The 18,312-nt window shown below is 67.3% G+C and carries 12 protein-coding genes; 8 read left to right on the forward strand and 4 right to left on the reverse strand.

From position 1 onward, the window contains the following. Positions 1 to 5: 5 nt before the first annotated feature. Together AC07OA_RS13950 and AC07OA_RS13955 are read left to right on the forward strand one after the other, a co-directional pair. Positions 6 to 590: a HutD/Ves family protein gene (locus tag AC07OA_RS13950; RefSeq protein ID WP_494664416.1), complete on the forward strand. Its 585-nt coding sequence runs from the start codon at positions 6 to 8 to the stop codon at positions 588 to 590. Positions 591 to 722: 132 nt separating this feature from the next. Further along, positions 723 to 1,403: a peptidoglycan DD-metalloendopeptidase family protein gene (locus AC07OA_RS13955; protein ID WP_494664417.1), complete on the forward strand. Its 681-nt coding sequence runs from the start codon at positions 723 to 725 to the stop codon at positions 1,401 to 1,403. A 172-nt stretch (positions 1,404 to 1,575) separates the two neighbouring features. Here the strand turns inward: AC07OA_RS13955 and AC07OA_RS13960 are convergent, their stop codons facing one another. The 4 genes from AC07OA_RS13960 to AC07OA_RS13975 form a co-directional block, all read right to left on the reverse strand. Next, the gene (locus AC07OA_RS13960) at positions 1,576 to 4,416 is read right to left on the reverse strand and encodes a TIM-barrel domain-containing protein (protein WP_494664418.1); all 2,841 of its coding nucleotides are present in this window, start codon (positions 4,414 to 4,416) and stop codon (positions 1,576 to 1,578) included. Between the two features lie 67 nt (positions 4,417 to 4,483). Next, positions 4,484 to 6,136, reverse strand: a complete 1,653-nt coding sequence (locus AC07OA_RS13965) for a DUF5597 domain-containing protein (protein WP_494664419.1) — start codon at positions 6,134 to 6,136, stop codon at positions 4,484 to 4,486. 300 nt (positions 6,137 to 6,436) lie between these two features. After that, entirely contained in the window at positions 6,437 to 7,942 is a 1,506-nt protein-coding gene (locus tag AC07OA_RS13970) for a tryptophan halogenase family protein (RefSeq protein ID WP_494664420.1), read from the reverse strand. 125 nt (positions 7,943 to 8,067) lie between these two features. Continuing rightward, positions 8,068 to 11,079, reverse strand: coding sequence for a TonB-dependent receptor (locus tag AC07OA_RS13975; RefSeq protein WP_494664421.1), 3,012 nt, complete (start codon positions 11,077 to 11,079; stop codon positions 8,068 to 8,070). Between the two features lie 283 nt (positions 11,080 to 11,362). Here AC07OA_RS13975 and AC07OA_RS13980 point away from each other — a divergent pair, with 283 nt between their 5' ends. The 6 genes from AC07OA_RS13980 (at position 11,363) to AC07OA_RS14005 (ending at position 18,273) form a co-directional block, all read left to right on the forward strand. After that, positions 11,363 to 13,099 (forward strand): IlvD/Edd family dehydratase, encoded by a 1,737-nt coding sequence (locus AC07OA_RS13980; RefSeq protein ID WP_494664422.1) that lies wholly within the window; start codon positions 11,363 to 11,365, stop codon positions 13,097 to 13,099. Positions 13,100 to 13,107: 8 nt separating this feature from the next. Continuing rightward, complete coding sequence (locus AC07OA_RS13985; protein ID WP_494664656.1) at positions 13,108 to 14,043, forward strand: 2-dehydro-3-deoxygalactonokinase; 936 nt, start codon at positions 13,108 to 13,110, stop codon at positions 14,041 to 14,043. Continuing rightward, positions 14,036 to 14,656: a 2-dehydro-3-deoxy-6-phosphogalactonate aldolase gene (locus AC07OA_RS13990; protein WP_494664423.1), complete on the forward strand. Its 621-nt coding sequence runs from the start codon at positions 14,036 to 14,038 to the stop codon at positions 14,654 to 14,656. Before AC07OA_RS13985 ends, AC07OA_RS13990 begins: the two co-directional genes overlap by 8 nt. Positions 14,657 to 14,698: 42 nt before the next feature. Continuing rightward, positions 14,699 to 16,255 (forward strand): sodium/sugar symporter, encoded by a 1,557-nt coding sequence (locus AC07OA_RS13995; protein ID WP_494664424.1) that lies wholly within the window; start codon positions 14,699 to 14,701, stop codon positions 16,253 to 16,255. Positions 16,256 to 16,443: 188 nt separating this feature from the next. Then, positions 16,444 to 17,166, forward strand: a complete 723-nt coding sequence (locus tag AC07OA_RS14000) for a FadR/GntR family transcriptional regulator (protein WP_494664657.1) — start codon at positions 16,444 to 16,446, stop codon at positions 17,164 to 17,166. Between the two features lie 102 nt (positions 17,167 to 17,268). Continuing rightward, on the forward strand, positions 17,269 to 18,273 hold the full coding sequence (locus AC07OA_RS14005) for a glycoside hydrolase family 5 protein (protein ID WP_494664425.1): 1,005 nt from the start codon (positions 17,269 to 17,271) through the stop codon (positions 18,271 to 18,273). Positions 18,274 to 18,312 lie beyond the last annotated feature (39 nt).

Below are 18,312 nucleotides of genomic sequence, written 5' to 3' on the forward strand. Positions count from 1 at the left end.
AGCCCATGCGCGTCCTGAGAGCCGCCGATCGGATCGCCACGCCGTGGAAGAACGGCGGCGGCGTCACGCGCGAGGTCGCCGCCTGGCCGCCCGGCGCGGGTCTGAATGACTTCGAATGGCGGATCAGCCTGGCCGAAATCGAGGCCGACGGACCGTTCTCGACCTTCCCGGGCGTGGACCGCGTGCTGACCGTGATCGCGGGCGAAGGCCTGATGATGACGGTCGACGACCGGCTGCTGGCCCTGGACGCGGCCTCCCCGCCCCTGGACTTCTCCGGCGAGGCCAAGGTGACCGCGCGCCTGACCAGCGGCCCGATCAGCGACCTGAACGTCATGGTGCGGCGGGGGGCCTTGCGGGCCCGCACCCGCCGCCAGAGCATCGCCGGCGCCGGCGAGGTGGCGGCCCGGGCGCGGGTGACCCTGGTCCTGGCCCTGGACCCGCTGCGGGTCCTGCGGCCGGGCGGCGAGATCGACCTGCAGCCGCTGGACGCGGTGCTGCTGGAAAACGGCCACTCGCATCTGATCCTTGAAGGCCGTGGCCGAACGTTGATCAGCGAAATCATCGCCGATCCGGAACACTTTCTAAAGTAAAGCTTGGGACAAGCGGCGCCGTGCGACAATCCCTGCGCGACCTCGCGCCGCACTCGGTTTGCCACGTCTTCGCCTTATCTGGTCGCTAGTCGGGCCAACGCTCAAAGCCCAGAAACGATCCAGGACAATTTCATGCCGGCATCGGAAGCGAAGAAACTCGCCCCCCAGAAGGTCGCCCCCTGGGCGCGCGCCGCGATGGGTCTGGCCCTGGTCTTCGCTCCGATGGTGGTGGCGGCGATGGAGAACCCCCACCTGGCCCCGCGCGCCCCGGCGCCGGCCGTGCAGCGGCTGCTGGCCGAGATGACGGCCAAGGCCCAGAAGCCCGTCCGCAAGGAGCTGGTCTGGAGCGGGGCCGATGTCGACGGCGACGGCGCCCCCGACTTCGCCAACCCCACCGGCGGCGCCCCGCGCGGCCACGACGACTTCGGCGACGGCCAGTTCGGCGCCCGCCGCGACGGCGGCTCGCGCAGCCACGAAGGCGTCGACTACGTGGCCACGGCCGGCCAGGACGTCGCCGCCCCGATTTCCGGCTACGTCACCAAGATCGGCTACGCCTATGCCGGCTCCAGCGACCTGAAGTTCGTCGAGATTTCCAACCCCGCCCTGGGCTACGTGGCCCGCGCCTTCTACGTGACGCCCGACGTCGAGGTCGGCCAGGCCGTCCGCCTGGGCGAGACCATCGGCAGCGTCGAGAGCCTGCAGCGGCACTATCCCGGCATCACCAACCACGTGCACTTGGAGGTGATGGAGCCGGGCGGCGAGCGAGTGAACGCCGCGCAGCTGATCGTGAAGAAGCTGGTGGCGCAGGCCTAGGGTCGGCGGCGCACGCCCTTGCCCCCTACGGATCGCTTCGCGATCGTCTTCCCCCATAGGGGGAAGAGGCGCGCCGCGCTTGAAGCCTCCGCCCCCTACGGGGGCGGACAGACCGCGCAGCGGTCAGGTGGGGGCAAGTGGGTATGATCCCACCTTGCCCCCGACCTTCGAACTACTTCTTCCGCGTCACCACCACCGGCTGGCCGGCGTAGTCCACGGTCGCGTCCACCGTCTCGAAGTCGGTCGGCTTGGCGCCCGCGCCGATGAAGCGGACCTTGATCACGCGGTTCTCCAGCATGCCCTTGAAGCTGCCCGACCGCGCGCCGACCGTCAGGCGGCCCGTGGCGTTGTCGTAGCTCATCGGGATGCGGCTGTAGGCGCCGCGGGCGTAGCCGTTGGACAGGCCGTCGTCCTCGTAGAGTTCGAACACGCCGTCGGCGCCGGTGTAGACCACCACGGTCAGCGGGGCGTCGGGCTTTTCGCCGACATACTGCTGGACCACCGTGGTCGGCACGATGGAGCCGGCCTTCACGTAGAGCGGCATGCGATCCAGCGGGGCCTCGGCCTTGATCGTCTGGCCGCCCTTGAACGCCTTGCCGGTGTTGAAGTCGTACCAGGTGGTCGCGCCGGGCAGATAGACCGAGCGGGTGCGGGCCTTGAAGGCCGTGACCGGGGCCACCAGGAACGCCTTGCCGTACAGGTACTGGTCGTCGACGTTCTGGGCCTTCTTGTCGGCCGGATAGTCCATCACCAGGCCGCGCATGATGCTGCCGTCACGCTGATAGGTGTCGGCCGCCAGGGTGTAGGTGTAGGGCATCAGCCGGTAGCGCAGCTCGTCGTACCAGGCCAGGCTCTTGTAGACCTCGGTCCCCTCGTCGGCGAGGTTGTAGATCTCGCGGAACGGGGCCTCGCCGTGGCTGCGGAACAGCGGGCTGAAGGCGCCGAACTGGAACCAGCGCAGGTTCAGCTCCTGCCACTCGGCCCAGTGGGCCGGGTCCTTGTTCTCGTAGCGCTTCTCGACCGAGAAGCCGCCGATGTCGGTGGTCCAGTTGGGGATGCCCGACATCGACAGGTTCACGCCGGCCGAGATCTGGTCGCGGAAGTCGTCCCAGCGGGCCACGACGTCGCCGCTCCACACCGCCGAGGCGTTGCGCTGCAGGCCGCCGAAGCCCGAACGGGTCAGGATGAACGGACGCACGTCCGGGTTCAGCGCCATCTCGCCGTCATAGACGCCCTGGGTGTGCAGCAGCGAATAGCTGTTGAAATACTCGGCCGCCGGACCGAGCGCCGTGGGACCCATGCGCAGGGTGCGTTCCGGCACGTCGAGGTTGGAGTGCAGGTCGGGCTCCGAGGCGTCCATCCACCAGGCGTCGACGCCGAAGACCTTCAGGTTCTCCTTGACCTGGCGCCAGTAGATGTCGCGGGCTTCCTTCGGATAGGGGTCGTAGAACGAGTTCAGATAGCCGGGACCCACCCAGTCCAGCGCGCCCTGCTCGATGTTGCGCTTGTACATGTAGCCCTTGGCGTCCAGCTCCTTGAAGTTATCCGTGGTCGGATAGAACTTCGGCCAGATCGAGATCATGAAGTGGGCGTTGTTGGCGTGGATCTCGTCGACCATCGCCTTGGGGTCGGGGAAGCGCGAGGCGTCGAACTTGTGGCTGCCCCAGGTGGGGTCGGTCCAGTAGCGCCAGTCCATGACGATGTTGTCGAGCGGCAGCTCGCGCTTGCGGTACTCCTTGACCACGCCCAGCATCTGGTCGGCGGTCTCGTAGCGCTGGCGGCTCTGCCAGAAGCCGTAGGCCCAGCGCGGCATCATCGTCGACTTGCCGGTCAGCTCGCGATAGCCGCCCACCACCTGGTCCAGGTTGTCGCCGCCGACGTAGTAGTAGTCGATCGCCTTGCCGACCTCGGAGGTCAGCTGCAGCGAGTGGCGGTCCAGGGCCGCCATCGGGTTGTTGTGCAGCAGGCCGATATAGCCGCCGTCCGGCAGCCACTCGACCTTGATCTTGTGGGCCTTGCCCGGGGTCAGGGCGGTATCGAAGTCGTGGTACCAAGGGTTCCAGTTCTGGCGCCAGCGGTCGATCACCAGCTTGCCGTCGATCCAGACCTTGGCGTAGTCGCTGGAATAGAGCTCGAACTTGTGGACCCCGGCCTTGTCGGTGGTGATCGTCCCTTCCCACACCACCTTCTTGTCGGGCAGCGGCTTGCCGTCCGGGCCGTTCAGCTCGGCGGGCATGTTGGGCAGGTCCTTGAGGAACCGGTAGTCGATGTCCTTCTCGGTGCGGGTCAGCTTCAGCTGGCCGCCGACGTAATACTTGGCGGTGAAGCCGGGCTTGCCGTCCAGGCCCGTGATCTTCAGGTCGCGCGAAGCGACGTCATAGGGGATCGGGTCGCCGAAGCGGGTGATCGAATTGTTGTCCCACAGCAGGCCATAGCCCCGGCTGGACAGCAGCATCGGCACCACGATGGTGCGGTTGTAGTTCAGCAGCTCGACGTCCTGGCCATTGTAGTTCATCTGGCCGTTCTGGTGCTGGCCCAGGCCGTAGAAGGCTTCGTCCGTACCCGGATTGAACTGCTGGCGAACCTCGTAGAAATCCTGGCCCTGGACCTTCACCGGGGTGAAGGCGCCGCGGTCGCGCTCGGACAGCACCGTCTTGCCGGCGGCGTCCTTGAAGTCGACCGTGCCGTCGGCCAGCGAGACCTCCGCCGTGGCCTTGCCGGTCTTCAGCACAAGCTTGCCGCCCACCTGGTCGACCGTGAAGCCCGAGGTCTTGGGCTGGGCCTGGACCATCAGGCTCTTGGGTTCGTCGAAGGCCTCGGTCGGGACGGCGGTGACGTGAATGATGCGGTCGCTCATCACCTGCAGCCGCACCTTCTTGGCGGGGCCCGAGGCGGGGGTGACGATCACGCCGTCGGCGGTCTTCTCGAAGGCGCCGTCCAAAGCGAAGGCGCTGGTCGAGGCCAGGAGGGCCAGGGTCAGGCCGGCGGCCAGGGACTTGGAAAACATGCGCATGGGCTCTTCCCTATGATCTTCGTTCCAACCCCGCGCATCCCGGCCGACGCCGGCGCGCGGGTTCAATTCAGTACGTGGCCAGCTTGACCTTCAGCACCTGCGGCAGGGTCGTCAGGTTCAGGCCGTAGTCGATGGAGTCGCCGTTCCACAGCCGATCGAAGACCCACTTGCCGTTCTCGAAATGGCCTTCCTCGACCCGGGCCAGCATGAACTGCTCGCCCTTGGCCGAGCCGAAGGTGACGCGGGCGCGATAGCCGGTGACCAGGAATTCGTTGGGCGACAGCTGGGCGATCAGGGCGCCGCCGTCGGGCACCTCGCGATTGGGCTGCTTCTCGGTCTTGGCCATCCACGGCGCTTCCATCGAGCCGAACTGCCACTCGCCGAAGGTAACACGCGCTGTCCAGCGGCCGCCCAGGTCCAGGCTTTCGGCCGGGCCGCCGTCGGCCTCGCCCACGCCCCAGACCTTGCTCTCGTAGGACAGCCTGGCCCACTCGCGGGCCATCGGGGACAGCAGGCGGTAGTGGACGCCGAAGTTCTCCAGCGTCTGGGCGTCGACGGTCTTGGCCCCCAGCGGGAAGTTGGAATAGCCGGTGTAGTCCAGGCCGAAGGGCGCGAAGCCGATCCCCTGGTGACCCAGCACGTCATAGACGTGGCGGGCATAGCCCTTGTCGCTGCCGATCTCGGGCACGAACAGGGCGTTGTCGGGGCGGCCGTACTGCTCCAGCGTCTTCCGGACGCTCTTGCTCTCGCGCATGTAGATGTCGGGCGCCAGGGCGTCGATGGAGGGCGCGGCGGCTTTCCAGACGTCCAGCACGTTCCAGGTCGGGCCGCCCGACGAGTAGGTGTAGGGGTCCTGGTAGTTGAAGGGGTCGCGCAGGGCGGCGTTGACGTACATCGGCAGCGGCAGCTCGCGCTTGCCGGCGGCCGCCACTTCGTTGACGAACCGGCCGATGGCCCAGGCGTGGAAGAACTCGTCGGCGTCCTTGCCGAACACCTGGCTCCAGGTTCCCGGCTTCTTGCCCAGAGCCTTGACCAGCTCGGCCGGGACCGGACCCGCGAACAGCTTCTGGGCGGTCGGCGAATAGTCGCGCACGGCGCTGTAGGTGCCCGTCTCGTTCTCGGGCTGGACCATGATCACGGTGTGATCGGCGTCCACGTCCTTCAGGTGCCGCATCAGGGCGACGAAGGCCTTCTTGTCGGCCTCCAGCGTGGCGGGGAAGTGCGGCGACAGCGAGTTGCGGGTCTCGCCCTTGGCGGTGATCACCCTGGGGAAGCGCTTGTTGTCCAGCTTCACCCACTCGGGGGCGTATTGCGGGCCGTTGTTCTTCCAGGTGGCGAACCACAGCAGGACCAGCTTGGTGTCGTTCTCGCGGGCCTGCTTGAGCAGCACGTCCACATACGAGAAGTCGAACTTGCCCTCGACCGGCTCGATCTGCTCCCAGGCGACCGGGATCTCCAGGGTGTTGGCGTGCATGGCCTTCACGGCCGGCCACACCTTGGGCAATTGCGAGGGATAGTTGGCGGCGTTGTTGGCCTGGACACCCAGCATCAGATAGGGCGCGCCGTCCACCATCAGGGCGTGGCGGCCGTCCTTGGTCACCAGCTTGGGCAAGTCGGCGGCGAGGCCTGTGGCGGGAACCAGGGCGGCGGCCACGAGGGCCAGCGCGCTGGCGGCGCCGGCGAAGGCGCGCAGCGGGCGGATGACGCTATGGGATTGCAATCGGTCCCCTCCCCTTGGTCGGCCATCTGTCACGACGGCTCGTTACCGCTACCATATATGATACGACAAATACCCGACGACGCGGTCTTTGCAAGGCATTTGCTGGATCAGACTAGCCGGGGCCACGGCCAAAAAAAATCCGCGCATCGCCTGCAGGGGAACGATGCGCGGCCTAAGGGTCCGCACGGACTCGGGGAGAGAAACCGCGCGATTTCCACGGGAACCGGGCCAGGAGACCCCGCTCGCGTGACCTTGACTATAATCATACAAATCACGCCAGCAAGCATAATGTTAGCGCTATCAGGCGCGTATCTCGCTATTTCGGGCGATGAACTCGGCCTGGGTCGGCATGGACTGGACAAACCCGCCGACCATGTCGCGGATGCGGGCGAAATGACTGCGCAACGTCGCCTCGTCCAGCAGGTCGACGAACGGGTCATAGGACTGGGGCATGATCCCCAGGCCCAGATACATGGCGATCCAGCTGGGTTCGGCGAAGCTTTCCGGATCGCGGATCGACACGCGGGCGCTGGAACGGAACAGCTCGATCTGGTGCGCCAGGCGGTCGGGGATCGGCATGTCGCGGCAGTGGCGCCAGAACTCGGAATCGTCGCGCTCGGTGACCTTGTAGTGCAGGACCAGGAAGTCGCGGACGCTCTCGTACTGGGTGTCCATGCGGCGGTTGTATTCGTCGATCAGGGCCGGATCGAAGTCGCGGTCGGGGAACAGCTCGACCAGCCGCCCCACCCCGGTCTCGATCAGCTGGATGCTGGTCGACTCCAGCGGCTCCAGGAAGCCCGAGGCCAGGCCCAGAGCCACGCAGTTCTTGTTCCAGGCCTTGCGGCGGCGGCCGGTGGTGAAGCGCAGGCGGCGGGGATCGTCCAGCGCCTTGCCGTCCAGATTGGCCATCAGCACGCGCGCGGCCTCGTCGGGCTCGACGAAGCCGTCGCAGAACACGTGACCGTTGCCGATCCGGTGCTGCAGCGGGATCCGCCATTGCCAGCCGGCCGCCCGGGCGGTCGAGCGGGTGTAGGGCGTCAGCGCCCCGGCGCTCTCGCACGGCACGGCCCAGGCGCTGTTGCACGGCAGCCAGCGCGACCAGTCCTCGTAGCCGGTCTTCAGGGCCTGCTCGATCAGCAGACCCCGAAAGCCCGAGCAGTCCAGGAAGAGGTCGCCCGTCACCTCGGTCCCGTTCTCCAGCACCAAACGGTCGATGAAGCCGTCCTCGCCGCGCAGCCTGACGTCGACGATCTTGCCCTCGGTCCGCGTGACGCCGCGCGCCTCGGCATAGCCCCGCAGGTAGCGGGCATAGAGCGAGGCGTCGAAATGGAAGGCGTAGGAATAGGCGTTCAGCACCGAGGGCTGTTCGCCGGAGGGCGGCACGAAGCGGTCCAGGGCCGCGGCGCTGGCGGCCACCGAGCAGGCGTCGATCGGCGTCATGTCGCCCAGGGCCCGCAGCCTCAGCCAGTGATGATGCGGCGAGCGGTTCTCGATGCGCGGGCCGTAGTCGCCGAAGCCGTGGAAGAACTTGGCGCCCAGCCGGCCCCAGTCGCGGAACTCGATGCCCAGCTTGAAGGTCGCCTGGGTCTTGCGGATGAAGTCGGCGCCGTCCAGCTCCAGCGCGCGATTGTAGAAGCGGATGGTGGGCAGGGTGGCCTCGCCGACCCCGACCGTGCCGATCTCCTCGGACTCGATCAGCTGGATCTCGCAGCGCGCGCCCAGCATCTTGGCCAGCGGCGCGGCGGCCATCCAGCCGGCGGTGCCGCCACCTACGATGACGATCTTCCGGATGGCCTTGTCGGTCATCTCGTTCCCTCCCCAGGGCTATGTCTTCTTTCGTCGGCGCATCTACGCGCGCCTGACGCTTCGTCCAGACAGCACGAAACCCGCGCCCTTGCGAGCGCGGGTCCGTGTTGTTTACGCCGCGAGCCTTAGAAGGTGGCGCGCAGTTGCACGGTGTAGCGCGGACCGCTGGCGAACCAGGCCCGGCCCATCATGCCGATGTGCTGCTGCATCAGCTGCTTGTAGACCGAGTCCGTCAGGTTCTGGGCTTCCAGGCCGACCGTGACCTTGTCGTTGACCTTGTAGAAGACCGAACCGTCCAGCTGGCCGTAGTCGTCGGCCCAGGTCGGCAGGCCCCAGGCGATGCTCTGGCTCTGGCCGTTGGCGCCGCCGTCGGTGCCCTGGGTGCCGTTGACGTTCACGGCCTGCAGGTACTTGGAGCGCCAGTTGTAGGCTAGGCGCGCCGAGACCGGCCCCTTATCGAAGAGCAGCGCGAGGTTGTAGCTGTTCTTGGACAGGTTGGCCAAAGGCAGGTTGCCGAAGGTGCGCCCGTCGGTGTCGCAGCCGTTGAGGTTCAGGTTGAGGTTGGTCGCGCCGTTGACGCTGTCGACGCAGCTGGCCGCATTGACCGGGCTGTAGAGGTGCTGACGGCTGTCGACATAGGTGTAGTTGGCCTGGACGCCGAAGCCCGACAGCCAACCCGGCAGGAAGTCGAAGTACTGCTGGTAGGCCACTTCGAAACCGCGAGCCAGGCCGCGCGCGCCGTTGACCGGCGACGTCGTGGTGAAGTCGTAGGTCTGGCCGCCGGTCGAGGTGGCGCTCAGGGCCGTGACCTGGTTGATCACCACGTCCGACAGGTGCTTGTAGAACGCCGCGAAGGTCAGCGAACCGGCGTTGGAGAAGTACCACTCGGCCGAGACGTCGTACTGGTCCGACTTGGTCGGGGTCAGATACGGGTTGCCGCTGGCCGTGCCGGTCAGATTGTAGTCGGTGACCACGCCGCCCGAGCTGATGTAGTTCGGGGTCAGCTGGGTATAGGCCTGCAGCTGGCTGAAGTCCGGACGCGCGATGGCCTTGGCGGCCGCGAAGCGCACCTGGAACTCAGGCGACACCTTCACGCGCAGGTTCAGGCTGGGCAGGACGTTGGTGTAGTCGTTCTGGAACGACTGGTAGTCGCTGTCGGCGTTGAAGATCGGGATGTTCGGCGAACCGGCCGGGTTGCCGCCCAGGTTCGAGGCCGACAGCACGGTCACGCCGCGGGCGTGCAGCACGGTCTTGACCACGCGGACGCCGACATTGCCGTCCACCGGGTACTTCAGGTCGTCCCAGCCGAAGCGGGCCTGGGCGTAGGCCGCGTAGGTCTTCTCGTCCTGGACGTTGCGGTAGGCGTCGCTGCCGAAGGCGCTCGGCGCCCAGACGGGGCAGTCGCCCCAGCCCTGGGCCGCCGCCTGCTCGGCGCAGAGGATGTCGTGATAGCTGTGCAGCTTGACGTAGGTGTCCGGGAAGCCCTTGGCCAGCGAGGCGTCGGGGAACACCACGGCCGCCGGCATCGCCGCCTGGCCGTTGAAGAAGTTGTCGAAGCTGTGCAGCGTCGTGGCCGACTGGAAGCGCGGGTCGCTCAGATAGGCCAGGCCCGAGATGTTCCAGCCCACTTGCCAGGGCTGGGTGATGGCCTGCCAGTTGTAGGGCGCCTGGTCGTTGTTGGAGTCGCGGTCGCTGAAGCGCACGCCGGCGGCGACCGACCGCAGCGGGCCCTTGTCGACGTCGTACTCGGCGTCGGCGCGCCACGCCCACTCATGGGCCAGACTCGCGGTCTGGTTATCCATGGTGAAGCCCCAGTAGTAGTTGTCCTTGTCGGCCAGGTAGGCTGCGTCGGTCTTCACCGTCGGGACCTTGCCGGTCAGGTCGATCTGTTCGGACGGCACCAGCAGGCCGGTGGCGACGGTCGAGTCCAGACCCTTGGTGGTGGCGCGGACGTACTGCAGGTCCGACGTGATCGTCAGGCGGTCCGTGGCGCGCCACTTGACGTGGTAGGCGGTGTCGGCGGTCACCGACTTGCGGTCGGCGAAGCGGACGTCGTCGTTGAAGTTGATGCCGTTGTCGGTCGGATCGGTCAGGGTGCCCGACTGCAGGGCGCCGTTGGCGCCGAACTTCAGGTTCGAGCCCTGGATGTTCCAGACGTTGGCCTGCGAGAAGATCGCGTACTCGTTCCACTCCATCTTGTACTGCGAGCGGAAGTAGGTCAGCGACATCTCGATGTCGTCGGTCGGACGCCATTGCAGGGCGCCGTAGGCGCCGAAGCGCTTGCGGTCGAACTCCAGGGTCCGCCAGTTCACGCCCTTGGGGATCCAGACCTTCTGGGCCGCGTCGAACTGGGTCTGCGTCGGGTTCACCAGCAGGCTCGAGGTCGTGGTGTCGTAGGCGCGCTGATAGTAGGGCTCGACCTGGATGCCGTCGGTGCGGGTCTTGCTCTGCGAATAGGCTAGGTCGACCAGGGCGCCGAACTCGCCCAGCTTGGTGTCCCAACGGTCGGACAGCAGGATCGAGCCCGAGGGGGTGGCCTTGCCGCCGCTCAGTTCGCCGTAGCTGCCCTGGGCCGAGACGGACGCCTTGAAGCCCTTCTGGTCGAACGGCATCTGGGTGCGCAGGTTGACCAAGCCGCCGACGGCGCCTTCGATCTGCTGGGCGGAGGGGTTCTTGTAGACGTCGACGCCGGCCATCAGCTCGGGCGGCACGTCTTCGAAGCTCAGGCTGCGGCCGCCGTTGGCGGTGAAGCTGTCACGGCCGTTCAGCTCGGAACGGACATAGGTCAGGCCGCGGATGTTCACGCCCGAACCTTCGACCGAATAGTGCTCGGGGTCGCCGCGCGACATGGTGTGGTCGATGGTCACGCCGACGACGCGCTGCAGCGCCTCGGTGACCGAACGGTCGGGCAGCTTGCCGATGTCGTCGGCGACGATCGAGTCGACGACCTCTTCGGCGTTCTGCTTCAGCTTCTGGGCCGATTGCAGAGCGGCGCGCTGGCCGGTGACGACCACTTCCTCGACGGTGGAGTTCGCCGCGTCCTGGGCGAAGGCGACCGCCGGAACGGCGGCGCAGATCACGAGCGCGGACGCGCCCATGAGCATGAAGTTGCGATGTGACAGGTGGCGACGAGACATTCCCGGTTTCCTTCCCCCAGATGAGATCCGTCCCAGCGCTCTCAGGGCGCCGGTGACGTGCGCCACGTTAGCGGTCACACGATCTGAATGGACCTTTAGTCATATAAGTGAGACTGACAAGTCGAAATTGATAGCGCTATCATTTTTGCGTCCGCGAACGCGGCTTTGGCGCCACGCTCGCCTTAAACCCCCGTATTTCGTGGCGTTTGCAACCATCATTATTATACTATAAATGCCGAGCGCCGGGCACGAGTAAGCGTTGCCCGCGGTGTCAGGGAAGAACATGGGTCAGGGAAACGGGGGCGGTAAATTCCGCAGCGGGCACAGCTATGGGAAGCTGGATCGCGACGGGTTTATCCATCGCAGCTGGATGAAGAGCCAGGGCCTGCCCGACGACGTGTTCGACGGCCGCCCCGTGATCGGCATCTGCAACACCTGGTCCGAGATCACCCCCTGCAACGCGGGCCTGCGCGACATCGCCGAGCATGTGAAGCGCGGCGTGTGGGAAGCCGGCGGCCTGCCGCTGGAATTCCCGGCCATCAGCCTGGGCGAGACCCAGATGCGCCCGACGGCCATGCTGTTCCGCAACCTGCTGGCCATGGACGTCGAGGAGTCCATTCGCGGCAATCCCATCGACGGCGTCGTGCTGCTGGGCGGCTGCGACAAGACCACGCCGGGCCAGATGATGGGCGCGGCCAGCGTCGACCTGCCCACCATCGTCGTCTCGTCCGGCCCGATGCTGAACGGCAAGTTCCGGGGCAAGGACATCGGCTCGGGCACCGACGTGTGGAAGTTCTCCGAGGCCGTGCGGGCCGGCGAGATGACCCTGCCGGAGTTCATGTCGGCCGAGAGCGGCATGAGCCGCTCGCCCGGCACCTGCATGACCATGGGCACCGCCTCGACCATGGCCGCCATCGTCGAAGCCATGGGCATGAGCCTGCCCTACAACGCCTCGATCCCCGCCGTGGACGCCCGCCGCGCCGCGATGGCCCACCACACCGGCCGCACCATCGTGAAGATGGTCCATGACGGCCTGACCATGTCGCAGGTGGCCACCCGCGCCGCCTTCGAGAACGCCCTGCGCATCCACGCTGCCATCGGCGGCTCGACCAACGCCGTGGTCCACCTGCTGGCCCTGGCCGGCCGCCTGGGCGTGGAGCTCAGCCTCGAGGACTTCGACAACCTGTCGCGCGACGTGCCGCTGCTGGTCGACCTGCAGCCGTCGGGCCGCTTCCTGATGGAAGACCTGCACTATGCCGGCGGCCTGCCCGCCGTGATGAAGCAGATGGCTCCGTTCCTGAACCGCGAGGCCCTGACCGTTTCGGGCGTCGCCATCGGCGAGCAGTACGAGAAGGCCGAGGTGTTCAACGCCGAGGTCATCCGCAGCGTCGAGGCCCCCGTGAAGCCCGACAGCGGCATCTGGGTGCTGCGCGGCAACCTGGCCCCCGGCGGCGCAGTGATGAAGCCCAGCGCGGCCTCGCCCGAACTGCTGAACCACAAGGGCAAGGCCGTGGTCTTCGAGACCATCGAGGACTTCAAGGCCCGCATCGACTCGCCCGAGCTGGAGGTCGACGAGACCTCGATCCTGGTGCTCAAGGGCTGCGGCCCCAAGGGCTATCCCGGTATGCCGGAAGTGGGCAACATGCCCCTGCCGACCAAGCTGCTGGAAAAGGGCGTCAAGGACATGGTCCGCATCAGCGACGCCCGCATGAGCGGCACCGCCTTCGGCACCGTCATCCTGCACGTCACGCCCGAGGCCGACGCCGGTGGCCCCCTGGCCGTGGTCCGGAACGGCGACGAGATCGAAGTGAACGGCGACGCCCGGTCGCTGAACCTGCTGATCTCCGACGAGGAACTGGAAGCCCGCCTGGCGGTGTGGCGCGCCAACCCGCCGGCCCCCAAGGCCGTGCGCGGCTATGCCAAGCTCTACATCGACCACGTGCTGGGCGCCGACAAGGGCGCGGACCTGGACTTCCTGGTCGGCTCGTCCGGATCGGTCGTCACCCGCGAGTCGCACTGATGAATCCGATGGATGACTCGGTCACGATCTTCGGCGACTGGGGCACCTCGCGCCTGCGGCTCTATCTGCGCCAGGGCAAGATGGTGCTGGATCGCCGCGACGGGCCGGGCATCGGATCGCTGAACGGCGCCTCGCCGCGCGACGTATTCCTGGACCTGGTCGGCGACTGGCGCGAGGCGGGGCCGTCGCTGGCCCTGCTGTGCGGCATGGTCGGCTCGCGCAACGGCTGGCAGGAAGCGGCCTACGCCCCCTGCCCGGCCGGCGCCGCCGACATCCGCGAACGGCTGCTGCGCATCGACGCCGACGGCCTGCCCGTGGCCATCGTGCCGGGCCTGTCGTGCGTCAACGCCCTGGGCGGACCGGACGTCATGCGCGGCGAGGAGACCCAGATCCTGGGCGCCCTGGAGCTGGATCCGGCGCTCAAGCAGGGCCGGCGCCTGCTGGCCCTGCCCGGCACCCACACCAAGTGGGTCGCGGTCGAGGACGGCCGCATCGTCCACTTCGTCACCGCCCCGGTCGGCGAGCTCTACGCCCTGCTGCGCGAGCACTCGATCCTGGCCAAGGCCGCCCCCGGCGACAGCCCCGAGTCGCCCGAGGGATTCGCCCGCGGCGTCGCCCGGATCGTCGAACAGGGCTCGGCGCGCCTGCCGCACCTGATTTTCGAGACCCGCAGCCGCCAACTGATCGACGGCCTGCCCAAGGACGAAGCCATGGGCTTCCTGTCCGGCCTGCTGATCGGAAGTGATACCGCAACCACCTCAAGCTGGTTCGGGGATCTGGGCCAGGTGTCGCTGATCGGGGCCCCGGCCCTCAGCGCCCTCTACGCCCAGGCCATCGCCGCCCTCGGCGGCTCCAGCGTGACCGTCGACGGCGACGCGGCCGTCCTGGCCGGATTGACAACGTTGTCGCCAGCCTCAAACAGTGGAGTTCATGTCCTTGCCTAAGCCGAGCACACCGCCGATCGTCGCCATCCTCCGGGGCGTCAAGCCCGAGGAAATCCTCGACGTCGCCGCGGCCCTGGTCGAGGCCGGGATCGAGGCGATCGAAGTGCCGATGAACTCGCCCGACCCGCTGGTCAGCATCGGCAAGCTGTGCGCCACGTTCGGCGACAAGGCCCTGTGCGGAGCCGGCACCGTGCTGTCGCCTGAGGTGGTGGACCAGGTGGCCGGCGTCGGCGGCAAGCTGATCGTCACCCCCAATATCGACACCGCCGTCATCAGCCACGCCGTGGGCCTGGGCCTGACCGTCATGCCGGGCTTCGCCACGCCCAGCGAGGCCTTCGCCGCCGTCAAGGCCGGCGCCCGGTCGCTGAAGCTGTTCCCGGCCGGCACCTTCGGCCCCGGCCACATCAAGGCGGTGCGCGACGTGCTGCCCAAGGACGTCAGCGTCTATGCCGTGGGCGGCGTGGGCGCGGCCAATCTGGAGCCCTGGATCAAGGCCGGGGTCGCCGGCATCGGCGTCGGCGGCGAACTCTATCGCCCCGGCTACACCGCCGACGAGGTGGGCCAGAGGGCCAAGGCCCTAGTGGCGGCCTGGTCGCAGCAGACAGCTCAGTAAGCGCAGTACGAACAAGAAGCCGGCCCTAAAGGGGGGACCCCAGTGAAAACCATCGATTTCGTCATCCTGGCGATCTACGCCGTCGCCATCTTCGGCCTTGCCCAGTGGGTTTCCCGCGACAAGGGCGGCAAGAAGAAGGACTCGACCGACTACTTCCTGGCCGGCAAGGCCCTGCCCTGGTGGGCGATCGGCGCCTCGCTGATCGCCGCCAACATCTCGGCCGAGCAGATCATCGGCATGAGCGGCTCGGGCTACGCCATCGGCCTGGCTATCGCCTCCTACGAATGGATGGCGGCCCTGACCCTGCTGATCGTCGGCAAGTTCTTCCTGCCGATCTTCCTGAAGAACAACATCTCGACCATGCCGCAGTTCCTGGAGCAGCGGTACGGACCCAGCGTGCGGGCCTTGATGGCCTGGTTCTGGCTGGGCCTCTACGTCTTCGTGAACCTGACCTCGATCATGTGGCTGGGCTCGATCGCCGTGCACACCGTGACCGGCATCGATCAGATGCAGGCCCTGATCGTCATCGGCGTCTTCGCCCTGGCCTATCAGCTGTGGGGCGGCCTGAAGGCGGTGGCCCTGACCGACATCGTCCAGGTGACCCTGCTGGTCCTGGGCGGGCTGATCATTGTCTATCTGTCGCTGAGCAAGATCGGCGGCGAGGGCGGCGTCGTGGCGGGCTTCACCCACCTGACCAGCCAGTTCCCCGAGCACTTCAAGATGATCCTCGACAAGTCCAGCCCCCACTACAAGGAGCTGCCGGGCCTGTCGGTGCTGCTGGGCGGCCTGTGGGTGATGAACGTGTCGTACTGGGGCTTCAACCAGTACATCATCCAGCGCGCCCTGGGCGCCAAGGACATCGCCGAGGCCCAGAAGGGCATCGCCTTCGCCGCCTATCTGAAGCTGCTGATGCCGGTGATCGTGGTCGTTCCCGGCCTGGCCGCCCTGGTGCTGGCGCCGAACCTGCTGAAGCCCGACCAGGCCTATCCGGAGATGATGAAGCTGCTGCCGCCCGGCCTGCTGGGCCTCGTGTTCTCGGCCCTGGTCGCGGCGATCATCGCGTCGCTGGCCGCCAAGATCAATTCGATCGCCACCATCTTCACGCTCGACATCTACGCCAAGCACAAGAAGGGCAGCTCCGAACAGCACCTGGTGCTGGTGGGCCGGATCGCCGCCGTCGTGGCCGTGATCGTCGGCATCATCGCCGCCAAGCCGCTGCTGGGCGGCGCCGACCAGGTGTTCCAGCTGATCCAGGAATACACCGGCTTCTTCACCCCGGGCATCGTGGTGATCTTCATGCTGGGCCTGTTCTGGAAGCGCGCCACCACCGCCAGCGCCCTGGTGGCCACGGCCGGTTCGGTGATCCTGTCGCTGGCCCTGAAGTTCGGCCTGCCCGACATGCCGTTCATGAACCGCGTCGGCGTCGTCTTCCTTCTGGCCCTGGCCGCGGCCGTGATCGTCTCGCTGGTCGCGCCGCAGAAGAAGGAGGTCAACGTCGTGTCGCTGGAGGGGGTCAGCTACAAGACCACCAACGGCTTCAACATCGCCGGCCTGGGCGTGATCCTGATCCTGATCGCCCTCTACGCCGTCTGGTGGTGATGCCTGGGTGGTGATGAAGGGCGCGGCGATCCACGCCCTTCCCTGATCAAAGCCCCGTCACGCTGGCCGTGGCGGGGCTTTTCGCCTGGGAGATGAATGTTCCGGCCACAGGCGAAGCACGCTACACACGGCCGGGCCGATCTAGACGACACCGTTTCAAGAGTGTTTGGGGGAAAGCGAACTTGGTGATCCGTACGCAGCCCGGCCTCAGCCTGACCTATGGCCTCGTCGAGTCTCTCGGCCAGGCCATCGTCACCGGCGAGTATGTCGAGGTCGGCTTTCCCACCGAAGGCGAACTGTCCAAGAAGTTCGGCGCCAGCCGCACGGTGACGCGCGAGGCGGTCAAGATGCTGACCGCCAAGGGCCTGCTCAGCGCCCGCCCCCGCCACGGCACCGTGGTCGAGCCCGAGACCCGCTGGAACCTGCTGGACCCCGACGTCCTGCGCTGGCTGCTGGAGCGCAAGTTCTCGCTGAAGCTGCTGTCGGAGTTCACCGAGATGCGCCTGGGCATCGAGCCGGCGGCAGCGGCCCTGTCCGCCCGCAACGGCGACGAGGCCGGCTTCGAGGGCATCCGCAAGGCGCTGGACCGCATGAAGTCGGCGGCGCGCGGCGAGGACGATCCGCTGTCGGCCGACATCGCCTTCCACGTGGCGATCCTCAACGCCACCAAGAACCCTTTCTATCGCGACCTGCACGAGCTGGTGAACACCGCCCTGCGGATCTCGATCCGCTTCACCAACCGCATCAAGGGCCGCACCGCCTCGATCCCGTCGCACCAGGACGTGGCCGACGCGATCTTCGCCCGCGACGCCGAAGGCGCCCAGAAGGCCATGCAGATCATCCTGGTCGACGTGCTGGACCTGATCCGGGCCGCCTCGCCCGAGGCCGAAACGGTCGCCGCGCGCCCCTGATCGGGTCTTGCCCCGCACACGCTCGCGCGTGACATAGACGGCGTCGCCGCCGCTCCAGCCCATGAAGCCCGCCGCGCGAACGGCGCAGATGCGAGGAACGCCATGCCGTCTTCCCTTCGGACGCTCGCCGCCGCCGCCATGGTCGCGGCCCTGGCCGCCTTTCCCGCCGCCGCCCGCGAGCTGACGCCCGAGGCCCAGGTCAAGGCCATGCGCCGGGGGGTCAACGTCCTGGGCTACGACCCGCTGTGGAAGGATCCGGCCAAGGCCCGCTTCCAGATGCGTCACTTCAAGACCATCAAGGCCGGCGGCTTCGACACCGTGCGGATCAACCTGCACGCCTTCGAACACATGGACGCCGACAACCGGATCGACCCGGCCTGGCTGAAGACCCTGGACACGGTGGTCCAGGCGGCCCTGGCCCAGAAGCTGACGGTCATCCTCGACGAGCACGACTTCAACGTCTGCGGCGAGGACCCCGTCGCCTGCAAGCCCAAGCTCCTGGCGTTCTGGAAGCAGATCGGCGAGCGCTACAAGGACGCGCCCGACAAGGTGGTGTTCGAGCTCCTGAACGAGCCCTGCAAGGGCCTGACCGACGAAGTCTGGAACGCCTGGATCCCCGACCTGCTGTCGACCGTGCGCGCCGCCAACCCCACCCGCAACGTGGTGGTCGGCCCGGCCTTCTGGAACAACATCAGCCACCTGCCCCAGCTGAAGCTGCCGCAGAGCGACCGCCACCTGATCGCGACCGTCCACTACTACCTGCCCATGGAGTTCACCCACCAGGGCGCGTCGTGGAACCCGGACACGGCCAAGACCGGCGTCACCTGGGGCACGCCCGCCGAGCGCGCGCGGATGAAGGCCGACTTCGACACGGTCCAGGCCTGGGCCAAGGCCAACGGCCGGCCGATGCTGATGGGCGAGTTCGGGGCCTACGACAAAGGCGACATGGCCTCGCGCGCCGCCTACACCGCCACCGCCGCCCGCGAGGCCGAAGCGCGCGGCTGGGCCTGGGCCTACTGGCAGTTCGACAGCGACTTCATCGCCTACGACCTCAAGAAGGACGCCTGGGTCGCGCCGATCCACGGGGCGCTGGTTCCGAAGAAATAGCCACCGATACGCGTCACCCCATGGAGTGGGATGACAAGC

Source organism: Caulobacter sp. GW821-FHT09B08 (assembly GCF_059418225.1).

Coding starts and splice junctions, on each gene's coding strand:
- AC07OA_RS13950 (WP_494664416.1), top strand. CDS start 6: ATGCGCGTCCTGAGAGCCGCCGATCGGATCGCCACGCCGTGGAAGAAC.
- AC07OA_RS13955 (WP_494664417.1), top strand. CDS start 723: ATGCCGGCATCGGAAGCGAAGAAACTCGCCCCCCAGAAGGTCGCCCCC.
- AC07OA_RS13960 (WP_494664418.1), bottom strand. CDS start 4,416: ATGCGCATGTTTTCCAAGTCCCTGGCCGCCGGCCTGACCCTGGCCCTC.
- AC07OA_RS13970 (WP_494664420.1), bottom strand. CDS start 7,942: ATGACCGACAAGGCCATCCGGAAGATCGTCATCGTAGGTGGCGGCACC.
- AC07OA_RS13975 (WP_494664421.1), bottom strand. CDS start 11,079: ATGTCTCGTCGCCACCTGTCACATCGCAACTTCATGCTCATGGGCGCG.
- AC07OA_RS13980 (WP_494664422.1), top strand. CDS start 11,363: ATGGGTCAGGGAAACGGGGGCGGTAAATTCCGCAGCGGGCACAGCTAT.
- AC07OA_RS13985 (WP_494664656.1), top strand. CDS start 13,108: ATGGATGACTCGGTCACGATCTTCGGCGACTGGGGCACCTCGCGCCTG.
- AC07OA_RS14005 (WP_494664425.1), top strand. CDS start 17,269: ATGCCGTCTTCCCTTCGGACGCTCGCCGCCGCCGCCATGGTCGCGGCC.